Consider the following 25492-nt stretch of genomic DNA (forward strand, 5'->3'; position numbering starts at 1 on the left):
GGTCAGGGAGACGGAATCGAAGGACATGCCTCCTTCGGGTGACGGTGCCGCGCGCCGCTGACCGGCTGGGGTATCTCTGACGTCCAGACGCCCGACGCCCCCGCGTCACGCCCACCGAGGAGGACCCCCGATGACCGTCCGGCCCCTCGCAGCCGTCCTGGCCGCCACCGCGGCTGCCGTGCTGCTGCCGCTGACCGCCGCCCCCACCGCCTTCGCCGAGCGCCCGCTGCCCGAGCCGTTCGAGGCCACGCACCTGCGGCTGACGACGACGTTCGTCAGCGACCGCGCCAGGGGCGGCTTCACGTACCTCAACTGCGACCCCGCCGGCGGCACGCACCCCGCGGCGGAGTCGGCCTGCACGGACCTGACGAGGGTCGACGGACGGTTCGAGGAGCTGACCGACAAGCAGGGCGCGTGCACCATGCAGTACAACCCGGTCGAGCTGCACGCCACCGGCACCTGGCGTGGCAAGCCCGTCGACTACGTCTCCGAGGTCTACCCCAACCCCTGCGCGGCGGACCTCGCGACCGGCGGGAACGTCTTCAACTTCTGAGCCCCGCCCCCGCCCCACGCCCCCGCCGCCCCGGCCGCGGTGCGGCGGGGCGTGGCCCGCGCGTCACGGCTTGCGCCCCACCGCGCCGTACGCGTCGATCGGCCTGGCCGCGCCCACCTTCGCCGAGGCCGGCCGCCAGGCCGTGATCGGCACCATGCCCGGTTCGGCCAGCTCCAGCCCTTCGAAGCACCGGGCCAGCTCGTCCGGGCGGCGCAGGTGATACGGGACCCCGCCGGCCTCGATGAGCTTCTCGCCCCCTTCGACGACGGCCTCGCCGGTGTCGGTGCCGTCCCACAGCACCAGGTGGCTGCCCGGCGGGACGGCCGCCATGACCCGGCCCACGATGCGGCGCAGCTCGCTCAGCTCCGGCTCGTAGCCCAGCACGCCCATGAACATCACCGCCACCGGCTCGGTGAAGTCCAGGGTCTTCGCCGCACCGGCGAGGATCCGCTCCGGGTCGTGGTAGTCGGCGTGGACGTAGGAGGTCACGCCCTCGGGGCGGGTGTTGACCAGCAGGGCGCGGGCGTGGGCCAGCACCAGCGGGTCGTTGTCGACGTAGACGATGCGGGACTCGGGGGCGGTCTGCTGTGCCACCTCGTGGGTGTTCTGCATCGTGGGCAGGCCGGTGCCGATGTCGAGGAACTGCCGGATCCCCGCATCCCCGGCCAGATGCGACACCACGCGGATGAGGAACTGGCGGGACTGCCGGGCCATGGTGACGATGTCCGGGTACACCTGCGCCACGGCGTCGCCCGCGGCACGGTCGGACTCGTAGTTGTCCTTGCCGCCCATCCAGTAGTTCCAGATGCGTGCCGCGTGCGGCACGGTGGGGTCGACGGGGGGTACGGCGTCCTCGTTGCTGCTCATCTCGTGACCGTCCTGCCGGAAGAGTCTGCGCGGGAGGGCTCCTCCCGCCGGGGAGCCGGCAGGAGGCGCCGGTGCCCATCACAGCAGACGGGGGTGAGCGGAGCAGCCGATTCCGGCCGCACGCCGCTCACCCCCTCCCTTGCGGTTCCCTACTGCCCGATCACCGTGATCCGGTCGGCCGCCGGCGGCGCCAGCGGCTCGTCCGCGCTGGAGCTCGCCGTCAGGTAGCTCTCCAGTGCCGCCAGGTCGTCCCCGCCGACCAGCGGGTCCGTGCCCTCGGCGAGGGTCGGGAAGCCGTCGCCGCCGCCGGCGAGGAACGAGTTGACGGCGACCCGGTACGTGGCCTCCGGATCCAGCGGCTGCCCGTCGATCTGCACGGAGCCGGCGACGACGCGGTCGGCGCCGGACCGCGTGAGGTCCAGGGTGTAGGTCAGCCCCGCGGACGGCTGGAGGACCTTCGGCGACGCCTCGTTGGCGCCGCTGACCTGCTCGCGGAGCACCTGCAGAAGCTGCTCGCCGGTCAGGCTGGTGAGGTTCACGGTGTTCGAGAACGGCTGGACCGTGAAGCCCTCCCCGTAGGTGACGACGCCGTCGCCCTCGTCGCCGCTCGCCGCGTACGTGAGATCCGCGCGGATCCCGCCGGGGTTCATCAGCGCCAGGTGCGTGCCCTCGTCGAGCGTCCGGGCGTGGGCGAGCTGCGCGTCGGCGATGAGGTCGCCGAGCGGCGACTCGGTGCCCGTGCGCGGGATGTCGCCGGAGACGTAGCCGACGGGCCTGGCCGCGATCGGCGCGGCGAGCGCGTCCCACTCCTCGACCAGCGAGGTCATGTCGGGCGCCTTCGGCTGCTCGCGGTCGACCACGTGGTTCTCGGCGTCGGGCAGCGCGGTGGCGGTGCGGACGATGTCGCCGCTGCGGCGGTCGTACGTCAGCGTGGTGTCGGTGTAGAGCCGGCCGAAGGACGACGCGGAGGTGACGCTGCGCGGCCTGCCCTCCGGGTCGGGGATGGTGCAGGCGTACGGCTGGTGGGTGTGGCCGGTGACGAAGGCGTCGACGCTCGCCGTCGTGCCCTTCGCGATCTCGGTGACCGGCCCCGAGATCCCGGCGCCGGGACCGGGGCTGTCGCAGTCGTAGTTGTACGCGCCGCCCGCCGAGTCGGCGGGGAACCCGCCCTCGTGGACGAGCGCGACGATGGACTCCACGCCCTGCCGCCGCAGTTGCTTCGCGTACGTGTCGAGCGTCTCGATCTCGTCGTGGAACTCCAGGCCCTTGACGCCCTCGGCGGACACGATGTCGGGGGTGGCCTCCAGCGTCACGCCGATGAAGCCGATCTTCACGCCCCCCTTCTTCCAGACGTACACCGGGTCGAGCACCGGCTCGCCGGTCTTCTCGTCGGTGACGTTGGCGGCGAGGTAGGGGAAGTCCGCGCCCTCGTAGGTGCGGCCGTCGGTGTAGCAGCCGTCCTCGGGATGGCAGCCGCCCTCCTGGAGGCGCTGCAGCTCGGCGCGGCCCTCGTCGAACTCGTGGTTGCCGACGCCCGCGACGTCGAGGCCGAGGCCGTTCATGGCCTCGACGGTGGGCTCGTCGTGGAAGAGGCCGGAGATCAGCGGGCTGGCGCCGACGAGGTCGCCGGCGGCGGCGGTGACGGAGTAGCGGTTGCCCTCGCGGGCCTCGCGCAGGGAGGAGGCGAGGTACTCGACGCCGCCGGCGGCGATGTTCTTCGTCGAGCCGTCCGGCTGGAGTTCGGCGATCTCGCCCGAGGACCCCTGCGGGGGTTCGAGATTGCCGTGGAAGTCGTTGAAGGACAGCAACTGGACGTCGACGGTACGGCCGTCCTTGCGGTCCGCCCCGTCCGTGCTGTCCGCGCCCGCCGGCTGCGCGGCGGCGAAGAGGCTGCCGGCCACCGCCAGCGCGGCCACGCCCGCCGCGGCCCGGCGGCCCCGTCGTGTCGTACGAACGCTGCCCGCCCGCTGTGTTCTTCGAGACCTGACCATGAACGCCCCCTCGGAGCCGACGCGGAAATCACCGCTCGGCAGCTTACGGTTGACGCGCGTAGCGCGTCTTCACCGAAGACTGAACGATTCCCCAAGCTTGCCGGACGTTCCGCCGGCCTTAGGCTTCCCCCATGACGGAGTCCGGTACGACCGACACGCGAAGGCCGCGCGGCAGGCGCATCGACGTGCTCGACGAGCTCACGCCGTCCCAGTCGCACGCCGTGCTCGGCATCATCGACGCCGCCGCCGAGAAGGACGGCCGCCAGGCCGTCTCCGAGCAGGGCCGGCTCACCCTGCGCCGAGGCCGCCGCGACGGCGTCAGGCACCTCCTTCTCCACGACGGCTCGGAGCCCGCCGGCTACGCGCAGCTCGAGGAGACCGACCCCGTCGAGCCGCCCGCCGCGGAGCTGGTCGTCCACCCCGCGTACCGCCGCCGCGGCCACGGCCGGGCCCTGGGCCGCGCGCTGCTCACCGAGTCCGGCCAGCGGATGCGGCTGTGGGCGCACGGCGGCCACCCCGCCGCCCGGCACCTGGCGCAGTTGCTCGGCCTCACGCTCTTCCGTGAGCTGCGGCAGATGCGCATGCCGCTCGACGGGTTCGCCGGCGAGGACGAACCGCAGCCGCGGCTGCCCGCGGGGGTCACGGTGCGCACGTTCCGGCCCGGCGAGGACGACGCGGCGTGGCTGGCCGTCAACGCCGCCGCCTTCGCCCACCACCCGGAGCAGGGCTCGCTGACGCAGGACGACCTGGACGACCGCAAGGCGGAGCCGTGGTTCGACCCGCGCGGGTTCTTCCTCGCCGAGCGGGCCGGGAAGATCGTCGGCTTCCACTGGACGAAGGTGCACAGCGCGGAGCAGCTCGGCGAGGTGTACGTCCTGGGGGTGCACCCCGACGCGCAGGGCGTCGGGCTCGGCAAGGCGCTGACGACGATCGGGCTGCGCCATCTGGCGTACGACCGCAGCATGCCGACGGCCATGCTGTACGTGGACGCCGACAACTACGCGGCGGTGGCCGTCTACGAGGGCATGGGCTTCCGCACCCACGAGACGGATCTGATGTACCGCACGGAGGGCTGACCGGGGCCGGCGGACCCCGTACCGCACCGAGGGGCACCCGCCCCGTCACCGTCGGTGCGGCCCCGGTTGCGGGCATCGGCGGAGGCGGCGCCCGGCCGCGGACCTCTCCGCCGTGCCGGGTCGGGCCCGGACACGGGAGAATAGGGGTATGGACGACAGCTCGCCCCTCGTCACCGCCGCCCAGCCCGCGCAGCCGGCCCAGCCGTCGGTGGGCTCGATCGCGGCCCGGCGCCCGCACGCGGTGGCCCCCGCCATGCAGCGGGCCGCGCAGCAGATCGACCCCGACATCGACGCCGACGCCGACGACTACGACGGGCGGGAGGCGGACGAGGAGCTGCCCCAGGGCCGCTTCCTGGACCGCGAGCGAAGCTGGCTGGCGTTCAACGAGCGGGTGCTGGAGCTGGCCGAGGACCCGGCGACCCCGCTGCTGGAGCGCGCGAACTTCCTCGCGATCTTCGCCAGCAACCTGGACGAGTTCTTCATGGTGCGCGTCGCCGGCCTCAAGCGCCGTATCGCCACCGGCGTCGCCACCCGCTCCGCCTCCGGGCTGCAGCCGCGCGAGGTGCTGGACCTGATCTGGAACCGCTCGCGCGAGCTGATGGCGCGGCACGCCGCCTGCTTCCAGCAGGACGTGCAGCCGGCGCTGGCCGACGAGGGCATCCAGCTCATCCGCTGGGGCGACCTGGGCGAGAAGGAGCAGGCCCGGCTCTTCACCCTCTTCCGGCAGCAGATCTACCCGGTGCTGACGCCGCTGGCCGTCGACCCGGCACACCCGTTCCCGTACATATCGGGACTGTCCCTGAACCTCGCGGTCGTCGTCCGCAACCCCGTCAGCGGCCACCGGCACTTCGCCCGCGTCAAGGTGCCGCCGCTGCTGCCGCGGTTCCTGGAGACCGCCACGGTCGGCGGCGCGCAGCGGTTCGTACCGCTGGAGGACGTCATCGCCGCGCACCTGGAGGACCTCTTCCCGGGCATGGAGGTCCTCGCCCACCACACCTTCCGGGTGACCCGCAACGAGGACCTGGAGGTCGAGGAGGACGACGCGGAGAACCTGCTGAAGGCGCTGGAGAAGGAGCTGATGCGGCGCCGCTTCGGGCCGCCGGTGCGGCTGGAGGTGGAGGAGTCCATCGACCCGTACGTGCTGGACCTGCTGGTGCGCGAGCTGAAGATCTCCGAGGCCGAGGTCTACCCGCTGCCGGGACCGCTCGACCTCACCGGGCTCTTCGGGATCGCCACGCAGGACCGGCCGGAGCTGAAGTACCCGAAGTTCGTCGCCGGCACGCACCGCGACCTCGCCGAGGTCGAGTCGGCGTCCGCACCGGACATCTTCGCGGCGCTGCGCGAGCGCGACGTGCTGCTGCACCACCCGTACGACTCCTTCTCCACCTCCGTCCAGGCGTTCCTGGAGCAGGCGGCGGCCGACCCGGACGTACTGGCCATCAAGCAGACGCTCTACCGCACGTCGGGTGACTCGCCGATCGTCGACGCCCTCATCGACGCGGCGGAGAGCGGCAAGCAGGTGCTGGTGCTGGTGGAGCTGAAGGCGCGCTTCGACGAGCAGGCGAACATCAAGTGGGCGCGGAAGCTGGAGGAGGCGGGCTGCCATGTCGTCTACGGGCTCGTCGGGCTGAAGACGCACTGCAAGCTGTCGCTCGTCGTCCGGCAGGAGGGCGAGAACCTGCGCCGCTACAGCCACGTCGGCACCGGCAACTACCACCCGAAGACGGCGCGGCTGTACGAGGACCTGGGCCTGCTGACGGTCGACCCGCAGGTCGGCGCGGATCTCTCCGACCTCTTCAACCGGCTGTCGGGCTACTCGCGGCGCGAGAACTACCGCCGGCTGCTGGTCGCGCCGACGTCGGTGCGCGACGGGCTGATCCACCGGATCCACCGCGAGATCACCCACCACCGGGCCGGGCAGCCCGCCTACGTCCGCATCAAGGTCAACTCGATCGTCGACGAGGCGGTCATCGACGCCTGCTACCGGGCGTCGATGGCGGGCGTGCCCGTGGACATCTGGGTGCGCGGCATCTGCGCGGTGCGGCCGGGGGTGGCGGGGCTGTCGGAGAACATCCGGGTACGCAGCATCCTGGGCCGGTTCCTGGAGCACTCCCGGATCTTCGCCTTCGGCAACGGGGGTGACCCGGAGGTGTGGATCGGCAGCGCGGACATGATGCACCGCAACCTCGACCGGCGCATCGAGGCGCTGGTCCGGGTCGCGGACCCGGCGCACCGGGAGGCCCTGAACCGGCTGATGGAGACGGGGATGTCGGACACCGTCGACTCCTGGCACCTGGACTCCAACGGCGACTGGACGCGCAACGCGGTGGACGACGCGGGGAACCGGCTGGCCAACATCCAGGAAATGCTCATCGACGCCCGGAGGCGCCGGCGTGTCATCGCGGCATGAGACACCCGTGACGACGGCGGCGGCGGTGCCCGGTGACCCGTCGCCCTCCTGCACGTGCACCACGAGGAGCGGCGCCGTGCGCTTCCCCTGCGGCAGGCTCCGGCACACGAGAGGGGAACACGAGTGAAGGAGCACCCGACCGAGCCGATCCGCGCCGCCGGCTGCGTCCTGTGGCGTACCGCGCCGGACGCCCCCGGCGGGCTGGAGATCGCCGTCGTCCACCGCCCCAGGTACGACGACTGGTCCCACCCCAAGGGCAAGCTCAAGAACGGCGAGGAACCCCTGGCCGCCGCGCTCCGGGAGGTCGCCGAGGAGACCGGCATGGCCTGCGCCCCCGGCGCCCCGCTGCCCACGGCCCGCTACCGGGTCGCCGACGGCCGCCCCAAGGAGGTCCGCTACTGGGCCGCGCGGGCGTCCGGCGGCTCGTTCGTCCCCAACGACGAGGTGGACCGCCTCCTCTGGCTGCCGCCCGCCGAGGCCCGCGGCAAGCTGAGCCACGGCCACGACCGTGTCCTCGTCGACGCGCTGCTGGCGGCCCTCGGCTCCGAGGCGGCCTGAGCCCTACGGCGCCGCGTACCGCCCGGCGAACTCCGCGGTCGGCGCGATCGGCGTGATCACGTCGACGAGGATCCCGCCCGGGTCCGCGACGCTACGGAGCCCCGGTGAGCTCGCCGGCACCTGGACGGCCCTGGAGCGGATGCTGGACGCGCTCCGCACCCCCGTCCTACCCGGGCTCCTCCGCCCGCGTCAGGTGCGTGAACGCCTCCAGATTGCGCGTCGACTCCCCGCGCGCCGTCCGCCACGCGTACTCCTTGCGGATCGCCGTCGCGAACCCCAGCTCCAGCAGCCGGTTGAAGCTGCCGTCCGCCGTCTCCAGTACCGTGCCCAGCACCCGGTCCAGCTCCTCCGGCGTCACCGCGGCCAGCGGCAGCCGCCCGACGAGGTAGACGTCGCCGAGCCGGTCCACGGCGAAGCCCACCCCGTACAGCCGGGTGTTGCGCTCCAGCAGCCAGCGGTGGACGCCGGCCTCGTTCTCGTCGGGGCGGCGGATCACGAAGGCGTTGACCGACAGGGAGTGCCGGCCGACGATGAGCTGGCAGGTGGTCGACAGCTTCCGGGTGCCGGGCAGGGAGGCGACGTACGTGCCCGGCGCCGGCGACTCGTACTCGATCCCGGCCTCGCGAAGGGTGTCCTCGACGACCTTGCCCGCCGCGCTCGCGGCCCCGTCCGTGCTCGCTGCCTCAGCCATGCGGCGATCGTAGGCGAGGACGCACGGCCCCGGGGGACCCGGCGACCGCGGCGGCGTACACGTCGGCCGTCGCGCGGGCGGCGGCGTCCCAGCCGAAGCCCGCCGCGTGCGCGGCGGCGGCCGCGCCCATCCGGTGGGCCAGCCCCGGGTCGGCGGCGAGCCGCCCCAGCGCGTCGGCGAAGTCCGCCGGGTCGTGGCCGTCGACCAGCAGCCCCGTGACCCCGTCGCGCACCGCCACCGGCAGCCCGCCGACCGCCGCCGCCACCACCGGCGTCCCGCACGCCTGCGCCTCCAGCGCGACCAGCCCGAACGACTCGCTGTACGACGGCATCACCAGCACCGACGCCGCCCGGAACCAGCGCGCCAGCGACTCCTGCGCCACCGGCGGCGTGAACCGTACGACGTCACAGATCCCCAGCCGCGCCGCCAGTTTCTGCAGCGCCTCCGGCTTGGCCAGCCCGCTCCCGCTCGGCCCGCCCACCACCGGCACCAACAGCCGCTCGCGCAGCGCCGGGTCCCGCTCCAGGAGCAGCGCCACCGCGCGCAGCAGCACGTCGGGGGCCTTGAGCGGCTGTATGCGGCCGGCGAACAGCGGCACGAAGGCGTCCTGCGGCACCCCGAGCGCGGCGCGCGCCGCCGCGCGGGATTCGCCGGGGCGGCCGGGGCAGAAGACGTCGAGGTTCACGCCGGGGCGCACGATGGCGACGCGGGCGGGGTCGGCGTCGTAGTGGTGGACGAGATCGTGGGCCTCGTCGTCGGTGTTGGCGACGAGCCGGTCCGCGGCCCGCACGACCTGGCTCTCGCCGATGACGCGGGCGGGCGGCTCGGCGCTGTCGCCGGTGGCGAGGGCGGCGTTCTTGACCTTGGCCATGGTGTGCATCGCGTGCACGAGCGGCACCCCCCAGCGCTCGGCGGCGAGCCAGCCGACGTGGCCGGAGAGCCAGTAGTGGGAGTGCACGAGGTCGTAGTAGCCGGGCCGGTGACCGGCCTCGGCCTGCATCACGCCGTGGGTGAACGCGCAGAGCTGCGCGGGCAGGTCCTCCTTGGCCAGCCCTCCGTACGGCCCGGCGTCCACATGCCGTACGAGCACGCCGGGCGCGAGTTCGACGGCCGGCGGGAGGGCGGCGGTGGTGGCGCGGGTGAAGACCTCGACCTCGACGCCGATCTCGGCGAGCCGGCGGGCCAGCTCGACGATGTAGACGTTCATGCCCCCGGCGTCGCCGGTACCCGGCTGATGGAGGGGCGAGGTGTGCACGGAGAGCATGGCCACGCGACGTGGCCGCCGGTGCCGCGCGAGCGCACGGAACCGGGACAGGTGGTGGCTCACGGCTGCTGTCTCCTCCTCGGAATCGCCGTTCTCCCCGCCGTGAGGGGAGGAACACCGGGGGTGGCGGCTTCATTCCCGGGGACGGGGGCGGCGCAGGTCGGGCGCGAGCGGCGGACACGGCCGCGGAGGGCCGGGCCCGCGGGTGCTACGCCCCCCAGCCGCGCGGGGACACCGCCCGCCACGCCACCGTCAGCTCGCCCTGCCGCCAGCGGCCCGGGCCGTCCGTCAGCGGCCAGTCAGCCGCCAGCGCGCTCGCCGTACGGATCCAGCGCTGCCGCGCACCCAGCGGCGCGTACGGGGCGGCCGTCGCCCACGCGCGGTCGAAGTCGCGGAGGAACGCGTACACCGGCTCACCCTCGACGTTGCGGTGGATCAGCGCCTTCGGCAGCCGCTCCGCCAGCTCCGAGGGCGTGCGGAGGCTCGCCAGGTGCGCGGCGAAGGTGACGGTGCGGGGACCCTCCGGGCCCAGCGCCACCCACACGTGCCGCCGCCCCGCCTCGTCGCAGGTGCCTTCCACCAGCAGCCCGTCGGGGCCGAGCCGTTCCGCGAGCCGCGCCCACGCCGCCGGGACCTCCTCCTCGGCGTACTGGCGCAGCACGTTGGCCGCCCGGATCAGCGCCGGGCGGGCCCCGCCGGGGAGCGGCACCTCGAACCCGCCGCGCAGGAAGGTCAGCCCTTCGCGCGCGTACGGACGCGCCGCCGCCACCCGCTCCGGGTCGATCTCCACGCCGGCGACCTCGGCCCGGGGACAGGCGGTACGGAGCCGGTGCAGCAGCTCGACGGCGGTCCAGGGGGCGGCGCCGTAGCCGAGGTCGACGGCGACGGCCCGGCCCGCGGCCCGCGCGGTACGGCGCAGGGCGGTGCCGTGGGCGGCGGCGATCCAGCGGTCCATGCGGCGCAGCCGGTTGGGGTTGGTGGTCCCCCGGGTCGCGGACCCGACCGGCCGCGCGGGAGGCGCGGAGCGGGCGCCGGCCCCGGGCCGCTGCTGAGACGCCATGCGCCCAGCGTACGAGCCGCCCGCGGAGCCCCCGCGCCCCCGGCCCGCGCATGAGGGCCGTACGCGGGTCCGGCCCCGCTACCCCGGCGCCCGCCGCGCCTCGGACGCCTCGTCCACGAACACCGACCGGCCCGCGATCACCGCCACCAGCCCCGCCAGCTCCCCGGCCTGCAGCGGGTTCAGGCTCGTACCGACGACCAGCAGCCCCAGCCCGCCCTCCGCCGGCGCGGCCAGCGCCCCGGCGAGACCCACCTGCACCGGCCCCTCGCCCGCGCCCCCGGCCCCCTCCACCAGCGTCCGCGGCAGCGCCGGCCGGGCCACGAAGCCGAACCCCATCCCCATGTCCGTCGCGTACGCCTCCGTGTACGCCGGCGCCGCGCCGTAGTGCTCCGCGAACACCGACGTCATCAGCTCGCCCAGGTCCAGGTCCGACGGGTTCTCCGGCACCGCCACCACGCCCGCGAACACCAGCCACGCCGCCTGCTCCCCGGTGCTCGGCAGCGGCGCCGTGACGATGCCGTTCATCAGCACCCCGTCCGCGTACAGCACGTCATGCCACGCGACGAGCGCGTCGGTGAACTGCTCCCGCCGCTCCGCCGCCGTCCGCGGGTACGTCAGCCGCACCAGCTCGGCGCAGCGTGCGCGCGTCGCCTCGCGGTCGCCGCCGTCGGCCATCAGGTCGAACCAGTCGACGGGCGCGTACAACTGGATGCTGCCGGGCGTCAGCGTGCCCACGGGGCCACCGTGTCCTTGTTCGTCAGCGGGCCGAAGTCCCAGGTGAAAAGCTTCTCGGCGGTCTCGATGGTGCCGTGGGAGCCTTCGGCGGTGAAGGCGTTGCCGGTCCAGGTGGTGAAGTACTGGCCGGTGCGCATGCCGAACTCCCGCACGCTCATGCTGTACGAGGCCCCGCGCGCGAGCTGGAAGTAGCCCTGCGGCAGCTCCATCGCCGGCAGCAGGCCGCCGAGCTGGGTGACCATCCGCGTCGGCTGGTTGCCGGCCTTCGCGGCGGCCAGGATCTCGTCGCCGAACCGGGCGCCGAGCTTGCCGAGGCCGAAGCCGACGGCGTCGAGGATGACGTCCTTGGTGGTGAGGGCCTTGAGGAAGCTGCCGGTGGTGCCGACCGCGGAGAGGTAGTGCGCGACGAGCGCGACGCCCGCGAGCGCGAGCGAGGCGGCGCCGAGGAACTGCAGACCGGGGACGAGTGCGAGCAGGCCGGTGATGGTGCTGAGCAGGCCGGCGATGTCGCCGAGGGTCTTGAAGAGCGGGGCCAGCTCCGCGAGGGTGCCCATCGGGTCCGTCACGGCCTGGCCGATGGCCTCCAGCGCCCCGCCGACCGCGTCGCCGAGCTTGTCCCAGAAGCCGGGCTCGTTGGGGGCGATGTCGAGGGCCCTTTGCAGCCGGTTGGCGGCGTCGCGGCCTTCCTGCTCGTAGTCGTCGTGCAGGCTGCGGGCCCGGCGGCGTACGTCGGCGAGCGGGTCCTCGTCGGACCCGGACCCGGAATCAGCGCCCTGCTCCCCGCCGTTGCCGTCGTCGTCCTTCTTCTCCTTCTCCTTCTCCCGCTCCGCCTCCGCGTCCGCCGTCCGCTTCAGCTCCGCGGCCTCGTCCTCCAGCCGCGCCGCCGCGCGCTGCCGGCGGTCGATGTTCTCGGCCCAGTCGGTGAGCACCGTACGGGCCGTGGAGAAGGCGCTGTAGGCGTCCTTCACCTTCGGGCGGAAGTCGTCGGCCAGCAGCGCCCGGAAGGCGTCGGCGGCCTTGCCGCGCCAGTCGCCCTCGTCGGCGCCCTCCAGGACCCGGCATATCTCGCCCAGCGCGTCGGAGGTGCGGCGGACGGTGGCGGCGGTGTCCCTGGCCGTCTCGTAGTCGCCGGGGCAGGGCACGAAGCCCAGCGTGGGGTAGTCCGCCGCGGTGGGCGCGCTCACTTCTGCGCCGCCTCGGAGAGCGCCGCCGCCAGGTCCTTGTCGAGGTCGGCGAAGCCCTTCTCGATCTGGTCGAGCGCCTCCACCGCGCCCTTGGCGAATTTACGCAACTGGCCGAACCCGTACGACCACTCGTCGCCGAATTCGTCCATGCGCCGCTCCAGCGCGCTCGCCCCCATGGCCTTGGCGTCCACGTCCGCCATGGCGCGGGCGGGCTTGTCCAGGACTTCGCCGATGTGGGCCAGGTTGTCGCGGACGCGTGTGAGCATCGCGTTGTCGATGTACAGATCGGACACGTGCGTACCCCTCGGACCGGAATGGTGGGCGCTCTTCAGAGGGGCAGACGCTACCCGTGTGACGCGGGGGGTGCTACAGCGGTCCGGCGGTGGATTCCTCCACCGGGTTTCCGGCCGGCTCCGCGCCCGTTTCCGTGGCCGGAACCGGATCCTCGTGGGGCAGCCCGCGCATCAGCAGCGCGTAGCCCGCCGCCGCCACCGTGCCCACCGCGGCGCACCCCGCCCACAGCCACCCCGCCCCGGCCGCGTCGATGACCCACCCGCCCAGCAGCGGGGCGGCGAGCGACGCGACCGCCCAGGACGTGGTGTACATGCCCTGGTAGCGCCCGCGGCCGTGGACCGGGGAGAGGCGGACGACGATGCTGGTCTGCGTCGGCGCGTTGACGATTTCGCCGAGCGTCCAGACGCAGACGACGAGCGCGTACGCCGCGACCGACCCGGCGAAGATGTTGAGCCCGAAGCCGTACCCCGCCATCAGCGAGGAGACGATCAGCAGCATCCGCGGGTCGCGGTGCTCGATGAACCGGGTCACGGGTATCTGCATGACGACGATCAGCACGCCGTTCACGGCGATGGCGAGCCCGAAGTCCGAGCTGGAGAAGCCCTGGTCGCCCATCGCCACCGGCAGTGAGACGTACGCCTGCATGAAGATGAGCGCGATCAGGAACGAGAGCCCGACGACCCCCATGAACCGCCCGTCGCGCACCACCGTGCCCAGGCGCACGGGGTCCACCGCCTCGCCCCCGGCGCCCTTGGGCCGTTCCGGCCGGGACTCCGGGAGCTTGACGAAGACGAGGATCGCGCAGACGAGGGTCAGGGCGCCCTCGATGAGGAAGCCGGCCCGGTAGCTGTACTCGGCGATGAAGCCGGCGCCGGCGGAGGAGACCGCGAAGCCCAGGTTGATCGCCCAGTAGTTGAGCGAGAAGGCCCGTACACGATCCCCGGGCGGGACGATGTCCGCCATCATCGCCTGCACCGCGGGCCGGGAGGCGTTGGAGGCCATGCCGACGGCGCACGCGACGGCGGGGATGGCCACCGGGTGGGTGGTGAAGCCGAGGACGGCGACCGTCACGGCGGTCGAGGACTGCGCGAGCATCAGCGTGGGGCGGCGCCCGAGGCGGTCGGCGAGCACGCCGCCGCCGAGGGAGGAGACCACGCCGCCGAGCCCGTAGAACGCGGCGACCAGCCCGGCGTACGAGGCGGAGTGGCCCCGCTCCTGCGTCAGATACAGGGCCATGAAGGTGGCGACGAAGCCGCCGAGCCGGTTGACGAGCGTGGACGTCCACAGCCACCAGAACGCGCGGGGCAGCCCGGAGACGGTCTCGCGGGTGGCGCGTCCGATGCGGGTGACGGGCACGGCGGAACCCCCGGATGTAAGTGGCGCACAAGATGAGTGGATGTTACGAAGCGGGGCCGCCGTTGCGCCACCGAATTGACGGCTGCCGTCAATCCGGGCCGGAAGGCCGGGGAGATATGCGCTCTATTAGGCTCGGAGCCATGGCCGACGCACCGTACAAGCTGATCCTCCTCCGCCACGGAGAGAGCGACTGGAACGCCAAGAACCTGTTCACCGGCTGGGTGGACGTGAATCTCACCGACAAGGGCGAGAAGGAGGCGGTGCGCGGCGGGGAGCTGCTGCGCGAGGCCGGCTGGCTGCCAGACGTCGTCCACACGTCCCTGCTCAAGCGCGCCATCCGGACCGCCAACATCTCGCTGTCCGCCTGCGACCGGCACTGGATCCCGGTCGCGCGCTCCTGGCGGCTCAACGAGCGGCACTACGGCGCGCTGCAGGGCAAGGACAAGGCGCAGACGCTCGCCGAGTTCGGCGAGGAGCAGTTCATGACCTGGCGCCGCTCGTACGACACGCCCCCGCCGCCGATCGCCGACGACAGCGAGTACTCGCAGGCGCGCGACGTGCGCTACGCGCACATCCCCAGCGAACTGCGGCCGAGGACCGAGTGCCTGAAGGACGTGCTGGAGCGGGCCCTGCCGTACTGGTACGACTCCATCGTGCCGGACCTCCAGGCCGGCCGGACCGTGCTCGTCGCGGCGCACGGCAACAGCCTGCGCGCACTGGTCAAGCACCTCGACGGCATCTCCGACGACGAGATCCCGGGCCTGAACATCCCCACCGGCATCCCGCTGGCGTACGAACTGGACGCCGACCTCCGCCCCGTCGGCAGCGGCGGCACGTACCTGGACCCGGAGGCGGCGGCCTCGGCGATCCAGGCCGTGGCGAACCAGGGCAAGAAGTAGCCGAAGACCGGCCCGAGGCGTAGGTACACCGCAGCCCCTGCCCGGCGTCGTCAGGGCAGGGGCTGCGGGCGTCTCGTCGCAGGCGTCGTCTCGCGGCTCAGCCGCAGCTCCCGCCGCAGTTGCACGACCCGCCCGACTGGCACCCGCAGGAGCAGCCGGGACCGCAACCGCACGAGCTGAGCTTCGGCAGCGGGGTCATCTTCGGGCGCATCCGCGGCGGTCGGGCCACGGGACGCGGGTCGGCACGGGTGCGGGAGGTGAATTTATCCGGCATGCGGACCTCCTAGCAGGGTTTCCCTTCCCCCGGAGGCTGCCCCGGCATCCGGGGCGCACATGCGGGCGCGCGGGTGCACCTGCGGCCTTCGTACGGCCGTACGCTCCGGACGCCGCGCCCGGCGCGCGAGCCGCTTCGGGTCGCGCCCGGCGCGCGCGGGGACCGTGCCCCCGCGCTCCGGTGCCTACGCCCCTTCGACCGACGCCGTCGCGGTCAGCTCGTCGGCATGCTCGCCGGTGACCAGATACACCACCCGGCCCGCGCAGGAGACGGCGTGATCGGCGAAGCGCTCGTAGTAGCGGCCTATCAGCGTCACGTCCACCGCGGTCTCGATGCCGTGCTTCCAGCGGTCGTCCATCAGGTGCTGGAAGATCTTGCGGTGCAGGTAGTCCATCCTGTCGTCGTCCTGCTCCAGCTCCAGCGCCAGGTCGACGTTCTTGGTGGTGACGACCTCCGCGGTCTTCGCCATCAGCCGCTGCGCGAGCTGCCCCATCTCCAGGACGGTGGCGTGCAGGTCGTCGGGGATGCAGCGACCGGGGTAGCGCAGCCGGGCGAGCTTGGCGACGTGCTTGGCCAGGTCGCCGGCGCGCTCCAGATCGGCGCTCATCCGCAGCGACGTCACCACGATGCGCAGGTCGGTGGCCACGGGCTGCTGCCGGGCGAGCAACTGGATGGCCCGCGTCTCCAGCTCGCGCTGGAGGTCGTCGACCTTCTCGTCGCCGGCGATCACGGTCTCGGCGAGCTGCAGGTCGGCATCGAGCAGCGCTGCCGTGGCCCGGCCCATGGCGGAGCCGACCAGCCTGGCCATGTCGACGAGGCCCTCGCCGATCGAGTCCAGCTCCTCGTGGTAAGAGTCGCGCATTCCAGTCCGTCCGTCCTCATTGCCGGTTTATGCAGCATCCACCATGCAGGGGACGACGCGCCACTTAGTGAATCGAGACCGACCTGAAGGTGAACTCTTGGCGACCAGTGTTCGAGACCGCGCCCGGATGGCTGTGGAAGGGGTACGCGAGGTGCCTAACCTGGAGTCATGGACGTGGACGCGGCAGTCGCCGCGGCGGCAGCGATCGCCGGGCTGTGCACCGGCGTGATCGCCATGCTCGCGTTCCGGTGGAGCGAGCGTGAGCAGGCCAGGCCGACGCGCACCTCGCTGCACACGGCCGCGGTGCTGCCGCCCGGCGTGGACACCGTCCTGTCCGTGCTGCGCTCCTCCGCCGTCGTGCTCGACGAGGACGACGCCGTGGTCAAGGCCAGCTCCGCGGCGTACGCCCTGGGGCTGGTCCGCGGCGGCCGGCTGGCGGTGGAACCGATGCTGGCCATGGCCCGCGACACCCGGCGCGACGGCGAGATACGGCAGGTCGAGCTGGACCTGCCCCGGCGCAGCGGGCGCGGCGAGGCACTGGCGGTCTCCGCCCGCGTTGCGCCGCTCGGCTCCCGGCTCGTCCTGCTGCTGGTCGAGGACATGACCGAGGCCCGCCGTATCGAGGCCGTCCGCCGCGACTTCGTGGCGAACGTCAGCCACGAGCTGAAGACCCCGGTCGGCGCGCTGTCCCTGCTCTCCGAGGCGGTCATGGACGCCGCCGACGACCCCGAGGCGGTGGAGCGGTTCGCGGGCCGGATGCAGGGGGAGGCGACCCGGCTGACCAGCCTCGTACAGGAGCTGATCGACCTTTCCCGGGTGCAGAACGACGACCCGCTGGAGGACGCCGAGCCGGTACGGGTCGACGAACTGGTCGGCGAGGCCATCGAGCGGTGCCGGCAGCAGGCCGGCGCCAAGCAGATCACGATCGCCGCCGGCGGCACGGCCGGACTCCACGTCTGGGGCAACCGCGGCCAGCTCGCGGCGGCGCTGGGCAACCTGGTGGAGAACGCCGTCAACTACAGCCCGGCCCGTACCCGGGTCGGCATCGCGGCCCGCCGGCAGCCCGCCCCCGGCGGCGACCTGATCGAGATCGCGGTCACCGATCAGGGGATCGGCATCTCGGGGAAGGACCGCGAGCGGGTCTTCGAGCGCTTCTACCGGGTCGACCCGGCGCGCTCGCGGGCCACCGGCGGAACCGGTCTCGGTCTCGCCATCGTCAAGCACGTGGCCGCCTCGCACGGCGGGGAGGTCACGGTGTGGAGCGCTGAGGGCCAGGGCTCCACGTTCACCCTGCGGCTCCCCGAGGCCGCACGCCCGAAGAGCGGCCGGCCCGACACCGGCCGCAGCGGAGCTCTCATCGGCCCGGAGGACCTCGACGGCGAGGACCGGTTCCGGCTCGACGGGACCGACGCGCCTGACACAGCTCCGGAGGTCATCCCGTGACCCGCGTGCCCACCGTCCGGACCGGCACCACCCCTCGCCGCCCGGCCCTCCCAACCCCGTGCCGTCCGTCCCCCTCGGAGGTCAGAGCGTGACCCGGGTTCTCGTGGTCGAGGACGAGGAATCGTTCAGCGACGCACTGTCGTACATGCTCCGCAAGGAGGGCTTCGAGGTGGCCGTGGCCGTCACGGGCCCCGAGGCGCTCGACGACTTCGACCGCAACGGCGCCGACCTGGTGCTGCTGGACCTCATGCTGCCGGGGCTGCCCGGCACGGAGGTGTGCCGCCAGTTGCGCGGACGGTCCAACGTCCCGGTCATCATGGTGACCGCCAAGGACAGCGAGATCGACAAGGTCGTCGGGCTGGAGATAGGGGCCGACGACTACGTGACGAAACCCTTCTCCTCCCGGGAGCTGGTGGCCCGGATCCGCGCGGTCCTGCGCCGCCGTGGCGAGCCGGAGGAGGCCGAACCGGCGGCCCTGGAGGTCGGCCCGGTGCGGATGGACGTCGACCGGCACGTCGTCACGGTGGCCGGCGGCAAGGTCGACCTGCCGCTGAAGGAGTTCGACCTGCTGGAGATGCTGCTGCGCAACGCCGGCCGGGTGCTGACCCGGATGCAGCTCATCGACCGGGTCTGGGGCGCCGACTACGTCGGCGACACCAAGACCCTCGACGTCCACGTCAAGCGGCTGCGGGCGAAGATCGAGCCGGACCCGGGCGCTCCCCGGTATCTGGTGACGGTCCGCGGCCTGGGCTACAAGTTCGAGCCGTAGACGAAGCGGTGCGGCGGGCGCGTGCGTCCCGCCGTACGGAACGAGAGGGTGCCCCGCCCCGGCGCGCGTCAGCGCCGGGGCGCCGGGAGTGCCGCCGGCCGCCCGGCGGCGTGCTTACCGCCCTACTGTCCGGTGACCGGGCTCTCCGAGGACGTCGCCCCGTCCGTGCCCGGGGTGCCCTCGGAGGCGTTCTCCGTGGCGTCCGCGTCCGGCAGCGTCGAGCCGTCGCCGGTGCCGTCCGTACCTTCGGGGTCGTCCGTGCTTCCGGCGCCTTCCGTGCCCGTCCCCGCGTCCTCGCCGGGTTCGGCGGACTCGCCCGGCTCGGCGGACTCCGCGCCGGGAGAGGAGGTCCCGGTCTCCAGCGGGCTCGGTGTCTCGGTCGCGGCGAAGCCCGCGTACTCGCCGTCGTCCCCGACGACGAACGCGGCGAGCCGTACCTCGCCCTCCCCGCTGAACTCGAAGGCGAGCTTCCTCGTCGTGCCGTCCCCGGCGTCCTGCCCGTCGGGCAGCACCGCGGAGGCGTGGTCCTCGCCGCCCAGCAGCACCGAGCCGTGCGCCGGCACCACCACGTCGCCCCGGCCGTTCGCACCGGCCAGCTCCAGCTCCTGGCCGCCGTTCACGAGCGACAGCCGTTCCAGCGTCTGGTCCCGGTCACCGCTGTTGAAGATGCGCGCGGAGACCGCCGCCGGCCCGTCGGCCCCGTCCGCCGGCGTGATGACCACCGCGTTCTGGATCTTGATGTGACCCGCGGTGACGCGCGCGTTGTCGGGGTTGATCTTCAGGGTCTCGGCGTTGTTGCCCGCTCCGCACGCGGTGAGGACGGCGAGCGGGAGAGCGAGGACGGTCGCGGCGAGCGTGCCGCGTCGAATGCTGCTGCTCACGGCGGCGGCATCTCCTTGGACGTGAAGGCCGGTTCGGCTTGGCTGCGGTGATGTTGGTACTGGAGGGAACAGTACCGACCCCCTTCCGGGCACACGGACCCGACCCGCCCTCTCACGTCCCGCCCGCCTTCCCTCATGGCCCGCGCGTACGGCAGTGCTAATGCCCGGCAATATTCGCGCGGGAAGCGGTGTTGCAAGGAGTGAGGGAAGAGCGGCGGAGGGAGAACGGGGATATCGATCACGGACCGTGTGATCAATTCCGGGAATGAGGCCGGATTCGTTCGTGATCGGCCGAACGGAGCAGCGCGACTTCACCGGCCGACTCCGACAAATCGGGACGATCGTCGCTCTGTCGAACCTTCCGGCGGCGGGTGGCCTTCGCGTTTCCGGTTTCGGGCAGAGGGCATCCGACCTGCGGAAACCATGATTCCGTTGGCGGGCGAAGCACGTTCCGGGGCCGCTTGTCAAGCCCCGAGACGGGCCCTGACCTGCGAAAACGCCATTCAGAAGCGGCCTGAGCCGTGTTACCCTGGATAGCCACGGAAGGGGTACCTGTCACATGACGTTCAAGGTTGGCGACACCGTGGTCTATCCCCATCACGGGGCCGCGCTGATCGAGGCCATCGAAACTCGCCAGATCAAAGGTGTGGACAAGACCTACTTGGTGCTGAAAGTCGCGCAGGGCGACTTGACGGTGCGCGTGCCGGCGGACAATGCCGAGTTCGTCGGGGTACGCGATGTGGTTGGCCAGGAAGGGTTGGAGCGGGTCTTCGAGGTGCTGCGTGCGCCGTATGCCGAAGAGCCCACCAACTGGTCCCGGCGATACAAGGCGAACCTGGAGAAGCTCGCTTCGGGTGACGTGATCAAGGTCGCCGAGGTTGTCCGCGACCTGTGGCGCCGGGAGCGCGAGCGCGGTCTCTCCGCCGGAGAGAAGCGGATGCTCGCCAAGGCGCGCCAGATCCTGGTGAGCGAGCTGGCGCTGTGTGAGAGCACGAACGAGGACAAGGCGGAAGCGCTGCTCGACGAGGTGCTGGCGTCCTGAACGGCGTCTGACCGCCTCACGTCATGCCGACGGTGCCCTCCCGGGGCGCCGTGGTCGTGAGGGCTGCGGCATCGCCCGGCCGCCGGTGCAGCCGTTGCTGCGCCGGTGAGGTTGCTGCCGGTGATATCGCCGCCCGGTGAGTCGCTCGGCTCTGTTCGGCGCCGGTCGCCCGGTGCCGCCGTCCCGGCACCTGGTGCCGGTGTTCGGTGCCGGTCGTCGGTTGCGTGGCGTGAAAGCGCCCGTTTTCCGGCGTTCCCGGTGCCGATCCGACGCCGGCGTGGCGGCGCTGCCCGGTCACGTCCTCCGGTGGTCCGTCCGTTTGTCCCCGCTCGTCCTTTCATGTCATCCGATGGCCTGAAAGCGTGCCGGATGCCGGAGACAGCCGTAGGCTCCCGCGCTGCGCGTCAGTATGCTCTCGTGCGGCGCGCCGGGCCGACGGCTGTCCCGCTTTCCTGCGGGCACGCCGTGCCGGGCCCGGGTAGCTACTGCGACCATGTGCGTCACGGAAGGGGGTCGGCAGCGAGCTCCGCGGTGGGGGCACGAAGCACGTGCCCGGCACGCTTTTGGCCATACCCATGTCGTCCAAGGACACAAACCTGAACACCGCAATGTCTCCGTCAGGCTCGTCCGACTCGCCCGCCGCGTCCGTACAGAACCGCCCCGGTGACTCGGATCCGTCCGCCCCGCGCAGATGCGCCGCGGTGATCCCCGCCGCTGGCCGCGGCGTGCGGCTCGGCCCGGGCGCGCCCAAGGCCCTGCGCGCCCTCGGCGGCACGCCGATGCTCGTGCACGCCGTCCGTGCCCTTGCCCGCGCCCGCGCGGTGTCCCTGGTCGTCGTCGTCGGCCCGCCCGACGAGGCGGCGCAGGTGCGCACCCTCCTCGACGACCACCTGGAGTACCTCGACTCGACCGAGGTCGTCGTCGTCCCCGGCGGCGACACCCGCCAGGACTCCGTGCGCCTCGGCCTGGCCGCGCTCCCCGACGACGTCGGCGTCGTGCTCGTGCACGACGCCGCCCGCCCGCTGGTCCCGGTGGACACCGTGGAGGCCGTCGCCGCCGCGGTACGGGCCGGGGCGCCCGCCGTCGTCCCGGCGCTGCCGGTGACCGACACCGTCAAGCAGGTCGTGCCCGGCACCGAGCCGGGCGGCCCGGAGCCGGTCGTCGCCACCCCGGACCGGGCGGTGCTGCGCGCCGTGCAGACCCCGCAGGGCTTCGACCGCCGGGTGCTGACGGAGGCGCACGAGCAGGCTCCCGCGGTCGGCGACGGCGCCACGGACGACGCGGGCATGGTGGAGCGGCTGGGCGTCGAGGTGGTGCTCGTCCCCGGGCACGAGGAGGCGTTCAAGGTGACGCGACCGCTGGACATGGTGCTGGCGGAGGCCGTGCTGGCACGCAGGAGGGCGACGGATGCCTTCTGACGCGCCCTCTTCGCACGCCGGAGCGCAGGGTGCGCCGGGTACGCCGGGTACGCCGGGTACGCCCGGTGCCGCCGCCGCGTACGGCGTGCTGCCGCGCATCGGCGTCGGCACCGACGTGCACGCCTTCGTCCCGGGGCGCGAGCTGTGGTGCGCGGGCCTGCTCTGGGAGGGCGAGAGCCACGGCCTCGACGGCCACTCCGACGGCGACGTCGCCGCGCACGCCGCCTGCGACGCGCTCTTCTCCGCCGCCGGCCTGGGCGACCTCGGCGCGCACTTCGGCACCGACCGCCCGGAGTGGTCCGGTGCGGCCGGCGTCGCGCTGCTCGGCGAGGCGGCCCGTATCGTCCGCGCGTCCGGCTTCCACATCGGCAACGTCGCGATCCAGGTGATCGGCGTCCGGCCGAAGATCGGCAAGCGGCGCCCGGAGGCGCAGAAGGCGTTGTCCGCCGCGGCCGGGGCGCCGGTGTCGGTCTCCGGCACGACGACCGACGGCCTCGGACTCACCGGCCGCGGCGAGGGCCTGGCGGCGGTCGCCACCGCGCTCGTACTGCCGCCGCCCGGGTGAGGCGGACCGTCTTTCGCCGCGCGGAAGGCCCGTGGCGGGCCGGTTGTTGGGTACCCAGGTAGTTCCCACGTGATGTGCAACCGGAGGAGTCCCCTCATGTCTGTCGCCCTCTCCGACAAGCTCAAGCAGATCCTCGACGACAAGGTCTTCGTCACCGTCGCCACCACGCAGCCCGACGGCGCCCCGCAGGCATCGCCCGTCTGGGTGAAGCGCGACGGCGACGACCTGCTCTTCTGCACCACCGCGGAGCGCGTCAAGGCCCGCAACATCAAACGCGATCCGCGGGTCAGCGTCGTGGTGGTCAACCCGGAGGCCCCGTACAACTACGCCCAGGTGCACGGGACGGCGAGCATGACCACCGAGGGCGGCCGGGAGCTGATCGACGAACTGTCGCAGAAGTACACGGGCCAGGACTACGACACCTTCAGCGGCGGCCACGCCGACGACGGCACGAGGGTCGTCGTGCGCGTCACGCCGGAGAGGATCTCGGGCCAGGGCGACCTGCATTGAGCGACGCGCCTGGAGCGCTGTGCATCGGGTGAGGTGCACCGAGCGAGGCGCGCAGAGCGCGGGCGCGCGGAGGCCGGTAAGGACCACGCGCCCGCGCGTCCCGGGCCGTTGTCGGCGGGGCGGCCTACCCTGGGGCGGGTGTGCGGGGACGGGTGTGCCGGACGGGGGTGGGGAGCACATGCGGACCGGGGCCCCCGGGCCGCCCGGGTCCTACTACCCTTGAGTCGTGACCATTCGCCTGTACGACACCAGCGCCCGGCAGATCCGTGACTTCACCCCGATCACCCCGGGTTGCGTCTCGATCTACCTGTGCGGCGCCACCGTCCAGGCCGCCCCGCACATCGGGCACATCCGGTCGGGGCTCAACTTCGACATCCTGCGCCGCTGGCTGCTCCACCGCGGCTACGACGTGACGTTCATCCGCAACGTCACGGACATCGACGACAAGATCATCTCCAAGTCCGCCGACCAGGGCCGTCCCTGGTGGGCCATCGGGTACGAGAACGAGCGCGCCTTCAACGACGGCTACGACGCGCTCGGCTGCCTCCCGCCCACGTACGAGCCGAGGGCCACCGGGCACATCCCCGAGATGATCGAGATGATGCGCACGCTCATCGACTCCGGGCACGCCTATGCCGCCGACGGCAACGTCTACTTCGACGTGCGCTCCTACCCCGGCTACCTCGCCCTGTCCAACCAGGAGCTGGACAACCTGCGCCAGCCCGAGGGCGAGGGCGAGACCGGCAAGCGCGACCAGCGGGACTTCGCGATGTGGAAGGCCGCCAAGCCCGGCGAGCCGTCCTGGGAGACGCCCTGGGGCCGCGGCCGGCCCGGCTGGCACCTGGAGTGCTCGGCGATGGCCCACAAGTACCTGGGCTCCCGCTTCGACATCCACGGCGGCGGCATCGACCTCGTCTTTCCGCACCACGAGAACGAGATCGCGCAGTCGAAGACCTTCGGCGATGAGTTCGCCGACTACTGGATGCACAACGCCTGGGTCACCATGAGCGGCGAGAAGATGAGCAAGTCGCTCGGCAACTCGGTGCTCGTCTCCGAGATGACCAAGCGCTGGCGCCCCATCGTCCTGCGCTACTACCTGGGCACCCCGCACTACCGCTCCACCATCGAGTTCAGCAAGGAGGCCCTGCGCGAGGCCGAGTCCGCGTTCGCGCGCATCGAGGGCTTCGTGCAGCGCGTGGCCGAAAAGGCCGGCGGCCCCGTCGCCCCCGCCGCGGACGTGCCGCCCGCCTTCGCCGAGGCGATGGACGACGACCTCGGCGTGCCGCAGGCGCTCGCCGTCGTGCACACCACCGTCCGGCAGGGCAACGCCGCCCTGTCCGCCGACGACAAGGAAGCCGCCGTCGCCCGCCTCGCCGAGGTACGTGCGATGCTCGGCGTGCTCGGCCTGGACCCGCTCGACGCACACTGGACGGGCACGGACGGCGTGGACCGCGGCGCCGATCTCCACGGCGCCGTCGACACGCTCGTACGGCTGGTGCTGGAGCAGCGCGAGGCCGCGCGGGCGCGTAAGGACTACGCGGCGGCGGACGCCATCCGCGACCAGCTCAAGCAGTCGGGCCTCACCATCGAGGACACCCCGGACGGGCCGCGCTGGACGCTGTGCTGACCGGGCGCGACGCCCCCGTTGTGCCGCCCGGCGGGCCGGGCGGCACACTCATGACGTAGAGAACGACGATCGCAGAAGCAGGTGGATCCCCCATGGCCGGGAACAGTCAGCGCCGAGGCCGCAGAACGGCGAGCAAGAAGGGCGCGACCAAGGGCAGCGGCGGCAAGGGCCGCCGTGCCCTCCAGGGCAAGGGCCCCACGCCGCCCGCCGAGCACCGCCCCGGGCACGCCAAGCAGCGTGCCGCCAGGGCGCGGTCGAAGAAGGCCGCCTCCGCCCGCCCCGCGGCGCGCCGCGGCGGCAAGGGCTCCAGCGAGCTGGTCGTCGGGCGCAACTCCGTCTACGAGGCGCTGCGGGACGGCGTGCCGGCCACGACGCTGTACGTCCAGCAGTACGTCGACAGCGACGACCGGGTACGCGCCGCCCTCCAGTTCGCCGCCGACCGCGGCGACGTCCACCTGATGGAGGCGCCGCGCCCCGAGCTGGACCGGATGACGGACGGCCTGAACCACCAGGGCCTGGTGCTCCAGGTCCCGCCCTACGAGTACGCCCACCCCGAGGATCTGCTCGACGCCGCCGCCGAGAACGCCGAGGACCTGCTGGCGGTCGCCCTCGACGGGGTCACCGACCCGCGCAACCTCGGCGCCGTGGTCCGCTCCGTCTCCGCCTTCGGCGGGCACGGCGTCGTCATCCCGGAGCGCCGGGCGGCGGGAATGACGGCGGGTGCGTGGAAGTCCTCGGCGGGCACGGCGGCGCGCACGCCGGTGGCGCGGGCGACGAACCTGACCCGGGCCCTGGAGGCGTACCAGAAGGCCGGCGTGATGGTCGTGGGTCTCGCCGCCGACGGCGAGGCCGAGCTGCCGGAGCTGGACCTGCTGGACGGCCCGGTGTGCCTCGTGGTCGGCAGCGAGGGCAAGGGCCTGTCGCGGCTGGTGGGGGAGACGTGCGACGTGCGGGTACGGATCCCGATGCCGGGCGGTGCGGAGTCCCTGAACGCGGGCGTCGCGGCCGGTGTCGTGCTCTACGAGGCGGCGCGCAGAAGGGCGTGAGCGCCATACGGGACGGCGTGCGGCGAATCCCGACGAGCCCCCGCGAAGGGTGTGTTTGACGGGCCTCCGACACAAAAGGGCCGTGTCAGGCAGTGTCCAATCACCGCGTCACTCGGT

The 25492-nt window shown here is 73.0% G+C and carries 25 protein-coding genes; 13 read left to right on the top strand and 12 right to left on the bottom strand.

What is annotated here, in order from left to right; translation table 11 throughout:
* The first annotated feature begins 130 nt into the window (after positions 1-130).
* On the top strand, positions 131-553 hold the full coding sequence (locus I003_RS0115515; protein WP_027772361.1) for an SSI family serine proteinase inhibitor: 423 nt from the start codon (positions 131-133) through the stop codon (positions 551-553).
* 63 nt (positions 554-616) lie between these two features.
* Here the strand turns inward: I003_RS0115515 and I003_RS0115520 are convergent, their stop codons facing one another.
* The gene (locus I003_RS0115520) at positions 617-1420 is read right to left on the bottom strand and encodes an SAM-dependent methyltransferase (protein WP_027772362.1); all 804 of its coding nucleotides are present in this window, start codon (positions 1418-1420) and stop codon (positions 617-619) included.
* Between the two features lie 149 nt (positions 1421-1569).
* Positions 1570-3411: a bifunctional metallophosphatase/5'-nucleotidase gene (locus I003_RS0115525; RefSeq protein WP_078564051.1), complete on the bottom strand. Its 1842-nt coding sequence runs from the start codon at positions 3409-3411 to the stop codon at positions 1570-1572.
* A 131-nt stretch (positions 3412-3542) separates the two neighbouring features.
* On the opposite strand from I003_RS0115525, the gene mshD reads away from it, so the two are divergent.
* The 3 genes from mshD (at position 3543) to I003_RS0115540 (ending at position 7455) form a co-directional block, all read left to right on the top strand.
* Positions 3543-4487, top strand: a complete 945-nt coding sequence (mshD, locus tag I003_RS0115530) for a mycothiol synthase (protein WP_027772364.1) — start codon at positions 3543-3545, stop codon at positions 4485-4487.
* 148 nt (positions 4488-4635) lie between these two features.
* Positions 4636-6897: an RNA degradosome polyphosphate kinase gene (locus tag I003_RS0115535; protein WP_027772365.1), complete on the top strand. Its 2262-nt coding sequence runs from the start codon at positions 4636-4638 to the stop codon at positions 6895-6897.
* Between the two features lie 123 nt (positions 6898-7020).
* A complete protein-coding gene (locus I003_RS0115540) occupies positions 7021-7455 on the top strand; it encodes an NUDIX hydrolase (RefSeq protein WP_027772366.1) in 435 nt (144 codons plus the stop codon).
* Between the two features lie 3 nt (positions 7456-7458).
* On the opposite strand, the gene I003_RS36900 is transcribed toward I003_RS0115540, so the two are convergent.
* The 8 genes from I003_RS36900 to I003_RS0115580 form a co-directional block, all read right to left on the bottom strand.
* On the bottom strand, positions 7459-7614 hold the full coding sequence (locus I003_RS36900; protein WP_486584236.1) for a hypothetical protein: 156 nt from the start codon (positions 7612-7614) through the stop codon (positions 7459-7461).
* 7 nt (positions 7615-7621) lie between these two features.
* The gene (locus tag I003_RS0115550) at positions 7622-8146 is read right to left on the bottom strand and encodes a type III secretion system chaperone family protein (protein ID WP_027772367.1); all 525 of its coding nucleotides are present in this window, start codon (positions 8144-8146) and stop codon (positions 7622-7624) included.
* Positions 8139-9473: a D-inositol-3-phosphate glycosyltransferase gene (gene mshA / locus I003_RS0115555; RefSeq protein WP_027772368.1), complete on the bottom strand. Its 1335-nt coding sequence runs from the start codon at positions 9471-9473 to the stop codon at positions 8139-8141. Before mshA ends, I003_RS0115550 begins: the two co-directional genes overlap by 8 nt.
* A 145-nt stretch (positions 9474-9618) precedes the next feature.
* Positions 9619-10470 (bottom strand): class I SAM-dependent methyltransferase, encoded by an 852-nt coding sequence (locus I003_RS0115560; RefSeq protein WP_027772369.1) that lies wholly within the window; start codon positions 10468-10470, stop codon positions 9619-9621.
* A gap of 78 nt (positions 10471-10548) precedes the next feature.
* Positions 10549-11205, bottom strand: coding sequence for a hypothetical protein (locus tag I003_RS0115565; protein ID WP_027772370.1), 657 nt, complete (start codon positions 11203-11205; stop codon positions 10549-10551).
* A complete protein-coding gene (locus I003_RS0115570) occupies positions 11193-12389 on the bottom strand; it encodes a putative T7SS-secreted protein (protein WP_027772371.1) in 1197 nt (398 codons plus the stop codon). Before I003_RS0115570 ends, I003_RS0115565 begins: the two co-directional genes overlap by 13 nt.
* Positions 12386-12682, bottom strand: coding sequence for a hypothetical protein (locus I003_RS0115575; RefSeq protein WP_027772372.1), 297 nt, complete (start codon positions 12680-12682; stop codon positions 12386-12388). Before I003_RS0115575 ends, I003_RS0115570 begins: the two co-directional genes overlap by 4 nt.
* A 73-nt stretch (positions 12683-12755) precedes the next feature.
* Positions 12756-14039, bottom strand: a complete 1284-nt coding sequence (locus tag I003_RS0115580; RefSeq protein ID WP_027772373.1) for an MDR family MFS transporter — start codon at positions 14037-14039, stop codon at positions 12756-12758.
* 140 nt (positions 14040-14179) lie between these two features.
* On the opposite strand from I003_RS0115580, the gene I003_RS0115585 reads away from it, so the two are divergent.
* A complete protein-coding gene (locus tag I003_RS0115585; protein ID WP_027772374.1) occupies positions 14180-14938 on the top strand; it encodes a phosphoglyceromutase in 759 nt (252 codons plus the stop codon).
* A 458-nt stretch (positions 14939-15396) separates the two neighbouring features.
* Here the strand turns inward: I003_RS0115585 and phoU are convergent, their stop codons facing one another.
* On the bottom strand, positions 15397-16074 hold the full coding sequence (phoU, locus tag I003_RS0115590; protein WP_027772375.1) for a phosphate signaling complex protein PhoU: 678 nt from the start codon (positions 16072-16074) through the stop codon (positions 15397-15399).
* A gap of 168 nt (positions 16075-16242) precedes the next feature.
* Here phoU and phoR point away from each other — a divergent pair, with 168 nt between their 5' ends.
* Entirely contained in the window at positions 16243-17517 is a 1275-nt protein-coding gene (phoR, locus tag I003_RS0115595; protein ID WP_027772376.1) for a two-component system sensor histidine kinase PhoR, read from the top strand.
* Between the two features lie 88 nt (positions 17518-17605).
* Positions 17606-18286 carry a two-component system response regulator PhoP gene (phoP, locus tag I003_RS0115600; protein ID WP_027772377.1) on the top strand — a complete coding sequence of 227 codons (681 nt, stop codon included), beginning with the start codon at positions 17606-17608 and terminating at the stop codon, positions 18284-18286.
* A 122-nt stretch (positions 18287-18408) separates the two neighbouring features.
* On the opposite strand, the gene I003_RS0115605 is transcribed toward phoP, so the two are convergent.
* A complete protein-coding gene (locus I003_RS0115605; protein WP_027772378.1) occupies positions 18409-19167 on the bottom strand; it encodes a hypothetical protein in 759 nt (252 codons plus the stop codon).
* 559 nt (positions 19168-19726) lie between these two features.
* Here I003_RS0115605 and I003_RS0115610 point away from each other — a divergent pair.
* The 6 genes from I003_RS0115610 to rlmB all read left to right on the top strand — a co-directional run bounded on the left by I003_RS0115610 (position 19727) and on the right by rlmB (position 25375).
* Positions 19727-20209 (top strand): CarD family transcriptional regulator, encoded by a 483-nt coding sequence (locus I003_RS0115610; protein ID WP_018836077.1) that lies wholly within the window; start codon positions 19727-19729, stop codon positions 20207-20209.
* Between the two features lie 608 nt (positions 20210-20817).
* Positions 20818-21627 carry a 2-C-methyl-D-erythritol 4-phosphate cytidylyltransferase gene (ispD, locus tag I003_RS0115615; protein WP_027772379.1) on the top strand — a complete coding sequence of 270 codons (810 nt, stop codon included), beginning with the start codon at positions 20818-20820 and terminating at the stop codon, positions 21625-21627.
* Positions 21617-22192, top strand: a complete 576-nt coding sequence (gene ispF, locus I003_RS32315; protein ID WP_486584237.1) for a 2-C-methyl-D-erythritol 2,4-cyclodiphosphate synthase — start codon at positions 21617-21619, stop codon at positions 22190-22192. The genes ispD and ispF overlap by 11 nt, the downstream gene beginning before the upstream one ends.
* A gap of 96 nt (positions 22193-22288) precedes the next feature.
* Complete coding sequence (locus tag I003_RS0115625) at positions 22289-22702, top strand: PPOX class F420-dependent oxidoreductase (protein ID WP_027772380.1); 414 nt, start codon at positions 22289-22291, stop codon at positions 22700-22702.
* A 226-nt stretch (positions 22703-22928) separates the two neighbouring features.
* Positions 22929-24329 carry a cysteine--tRNA ligase gene (gene cysS / locus I003_RS0115630; protein ID WP_027772381.1) on the top strand — a complete coding sequence of 467 codons (1401 nt, stop codon included), beginning with the start codon at positions 22929-22931 and terminating at the stop codon, positions 24327-24329.
* A 92-nt stretch (positions 24330-24421) separates the two neighbouring features.
* Entirely contained in the window at positions 24422-25375 is a 954-nt protein-coding gene (gene rlmB / locus I003_RS0115635; protein WP_027772382.1) for a 23S rRNA (guanosine(2251)-2'-O)-methyltransferase RlmB, read from the top strand.
* Positions 25376-25492: the final 117 nt, after the last annotated feature.

Source organism: Streptomyces sp. CNQ329 (assembly GCF_000482585.1).

What these genes read in the sequence shown, in the direction of transcription:
- I003_RS0115515 (WP_027772361.1), top strand. Translation starts at nt 131, where the DNA reads ATGACCGTCCGGCCCCTCGCAGCCGTCCTGGCCGCCACCGCGGCTGCC.
- I003_RS0115520 (WP_027772362.1), bottom strand. Translation starts at nt 1,420, where the DNA reads ATGAGCAGCAACGAGGACGCCGTACCCCCCGTCGACCCCACCGTGCCG.
- I003_RS0115525 (WP_078564051.1), bottom strand. Translation starts at nt 3,411, where the DNA reads ATGGTCAGGTCTCGAAGAACACAGCGGGCGGGCAGCGTTCGTACGACA.
- mshD (WP_027772364.1), top strand. Translation starts at nt 3,543, where the DNA reads ATGACGGAGTCCGGTACGACCGACACGCGAAGGCCGCGCGGCAGGCGC.
- I003_RS0115535 (WP_027772365.1), top strand. Translation starts at nt 4,636, where the DNA reads ATGGACGACAGCTCGCCCCTCGTCACCGCCGCCCAGCCCGCGCAGCCG.
- I003_RS0115550 (WP_027772367.1), bottom strand. Translation starts at nt 8,146, where the DNA reads ATGGCTGAGGCAGCGAGCACGGACGGGGCCGCGAGCGCGGCGGGCAAG.
- I003_RS0115560 (WP_027772369.1), bottom strand. Translation starts at nt 10,470, where the DNA reads ATGGCGTCTCAGCAGCGGCCCGGGGCCGGCGCCCGCTCCGCGCCTCCC.
- I003_RS0115585 (WP_027772374.1), top strand. Translation starts at nt 14,180, where the DNA reads ATGGCCGACGCACCGTACAAGCTGATCCTCCTCCGCCACGGAGAGAGC.
- phoU (WP_027772375.1), bottom strand. Translation starts at nt 16,074, where the DNA reads ATGCGCGACTCTTACCACGAGGAGCTGGACTCGATCGGCGAGGGCCTC.
- phoR (WP_027772376.1), top strand. Translation starts at nt 16,243, where the DNA reads ATGGACGTGGACGCGGCAGTCGCCGCGGCGGCAGCGATCGCCGGGCTG.
- I003_RS0115610 (WP_018836077.1), top strand. Translation starts at nt 19,727, where the DNA reads ATGACGTTCAAGGTTGGCGACACCGTGGTCTATCCCCATCACGGGGCC.
- ispD (WP_027772379.1), top strand. Translation starts at nt 20,818, where the DNA reads ATGTCTCCGTCAGGCTCGTCCGACTCGCCCGCCGCGTCCGTACAGAAC.
- ispF (WP_486584237.1), top strand. Translation starts at nt 21,617, where the DNA reads ATGCCTTCTGACGCGCCCTCTTCGCACGCCGGAGCGCAGGGTGCGCCG.
- I003_RS0115625 (WP_027772380.1), top strand. Translation starts at nt 22,289, where the DNA reads ATGTCTGTCGCCCTCTCCGACAAGCTCAAGCAGATCCTCGACGACAAG.
- rlmB (WP_027772382.1), top strand. Translation starts at nt 24,422, where the DNA reads ATGGCCGGGAACAGTCAGCGCCGAGGCCGCAGAACGGCGAGCAAGAAG.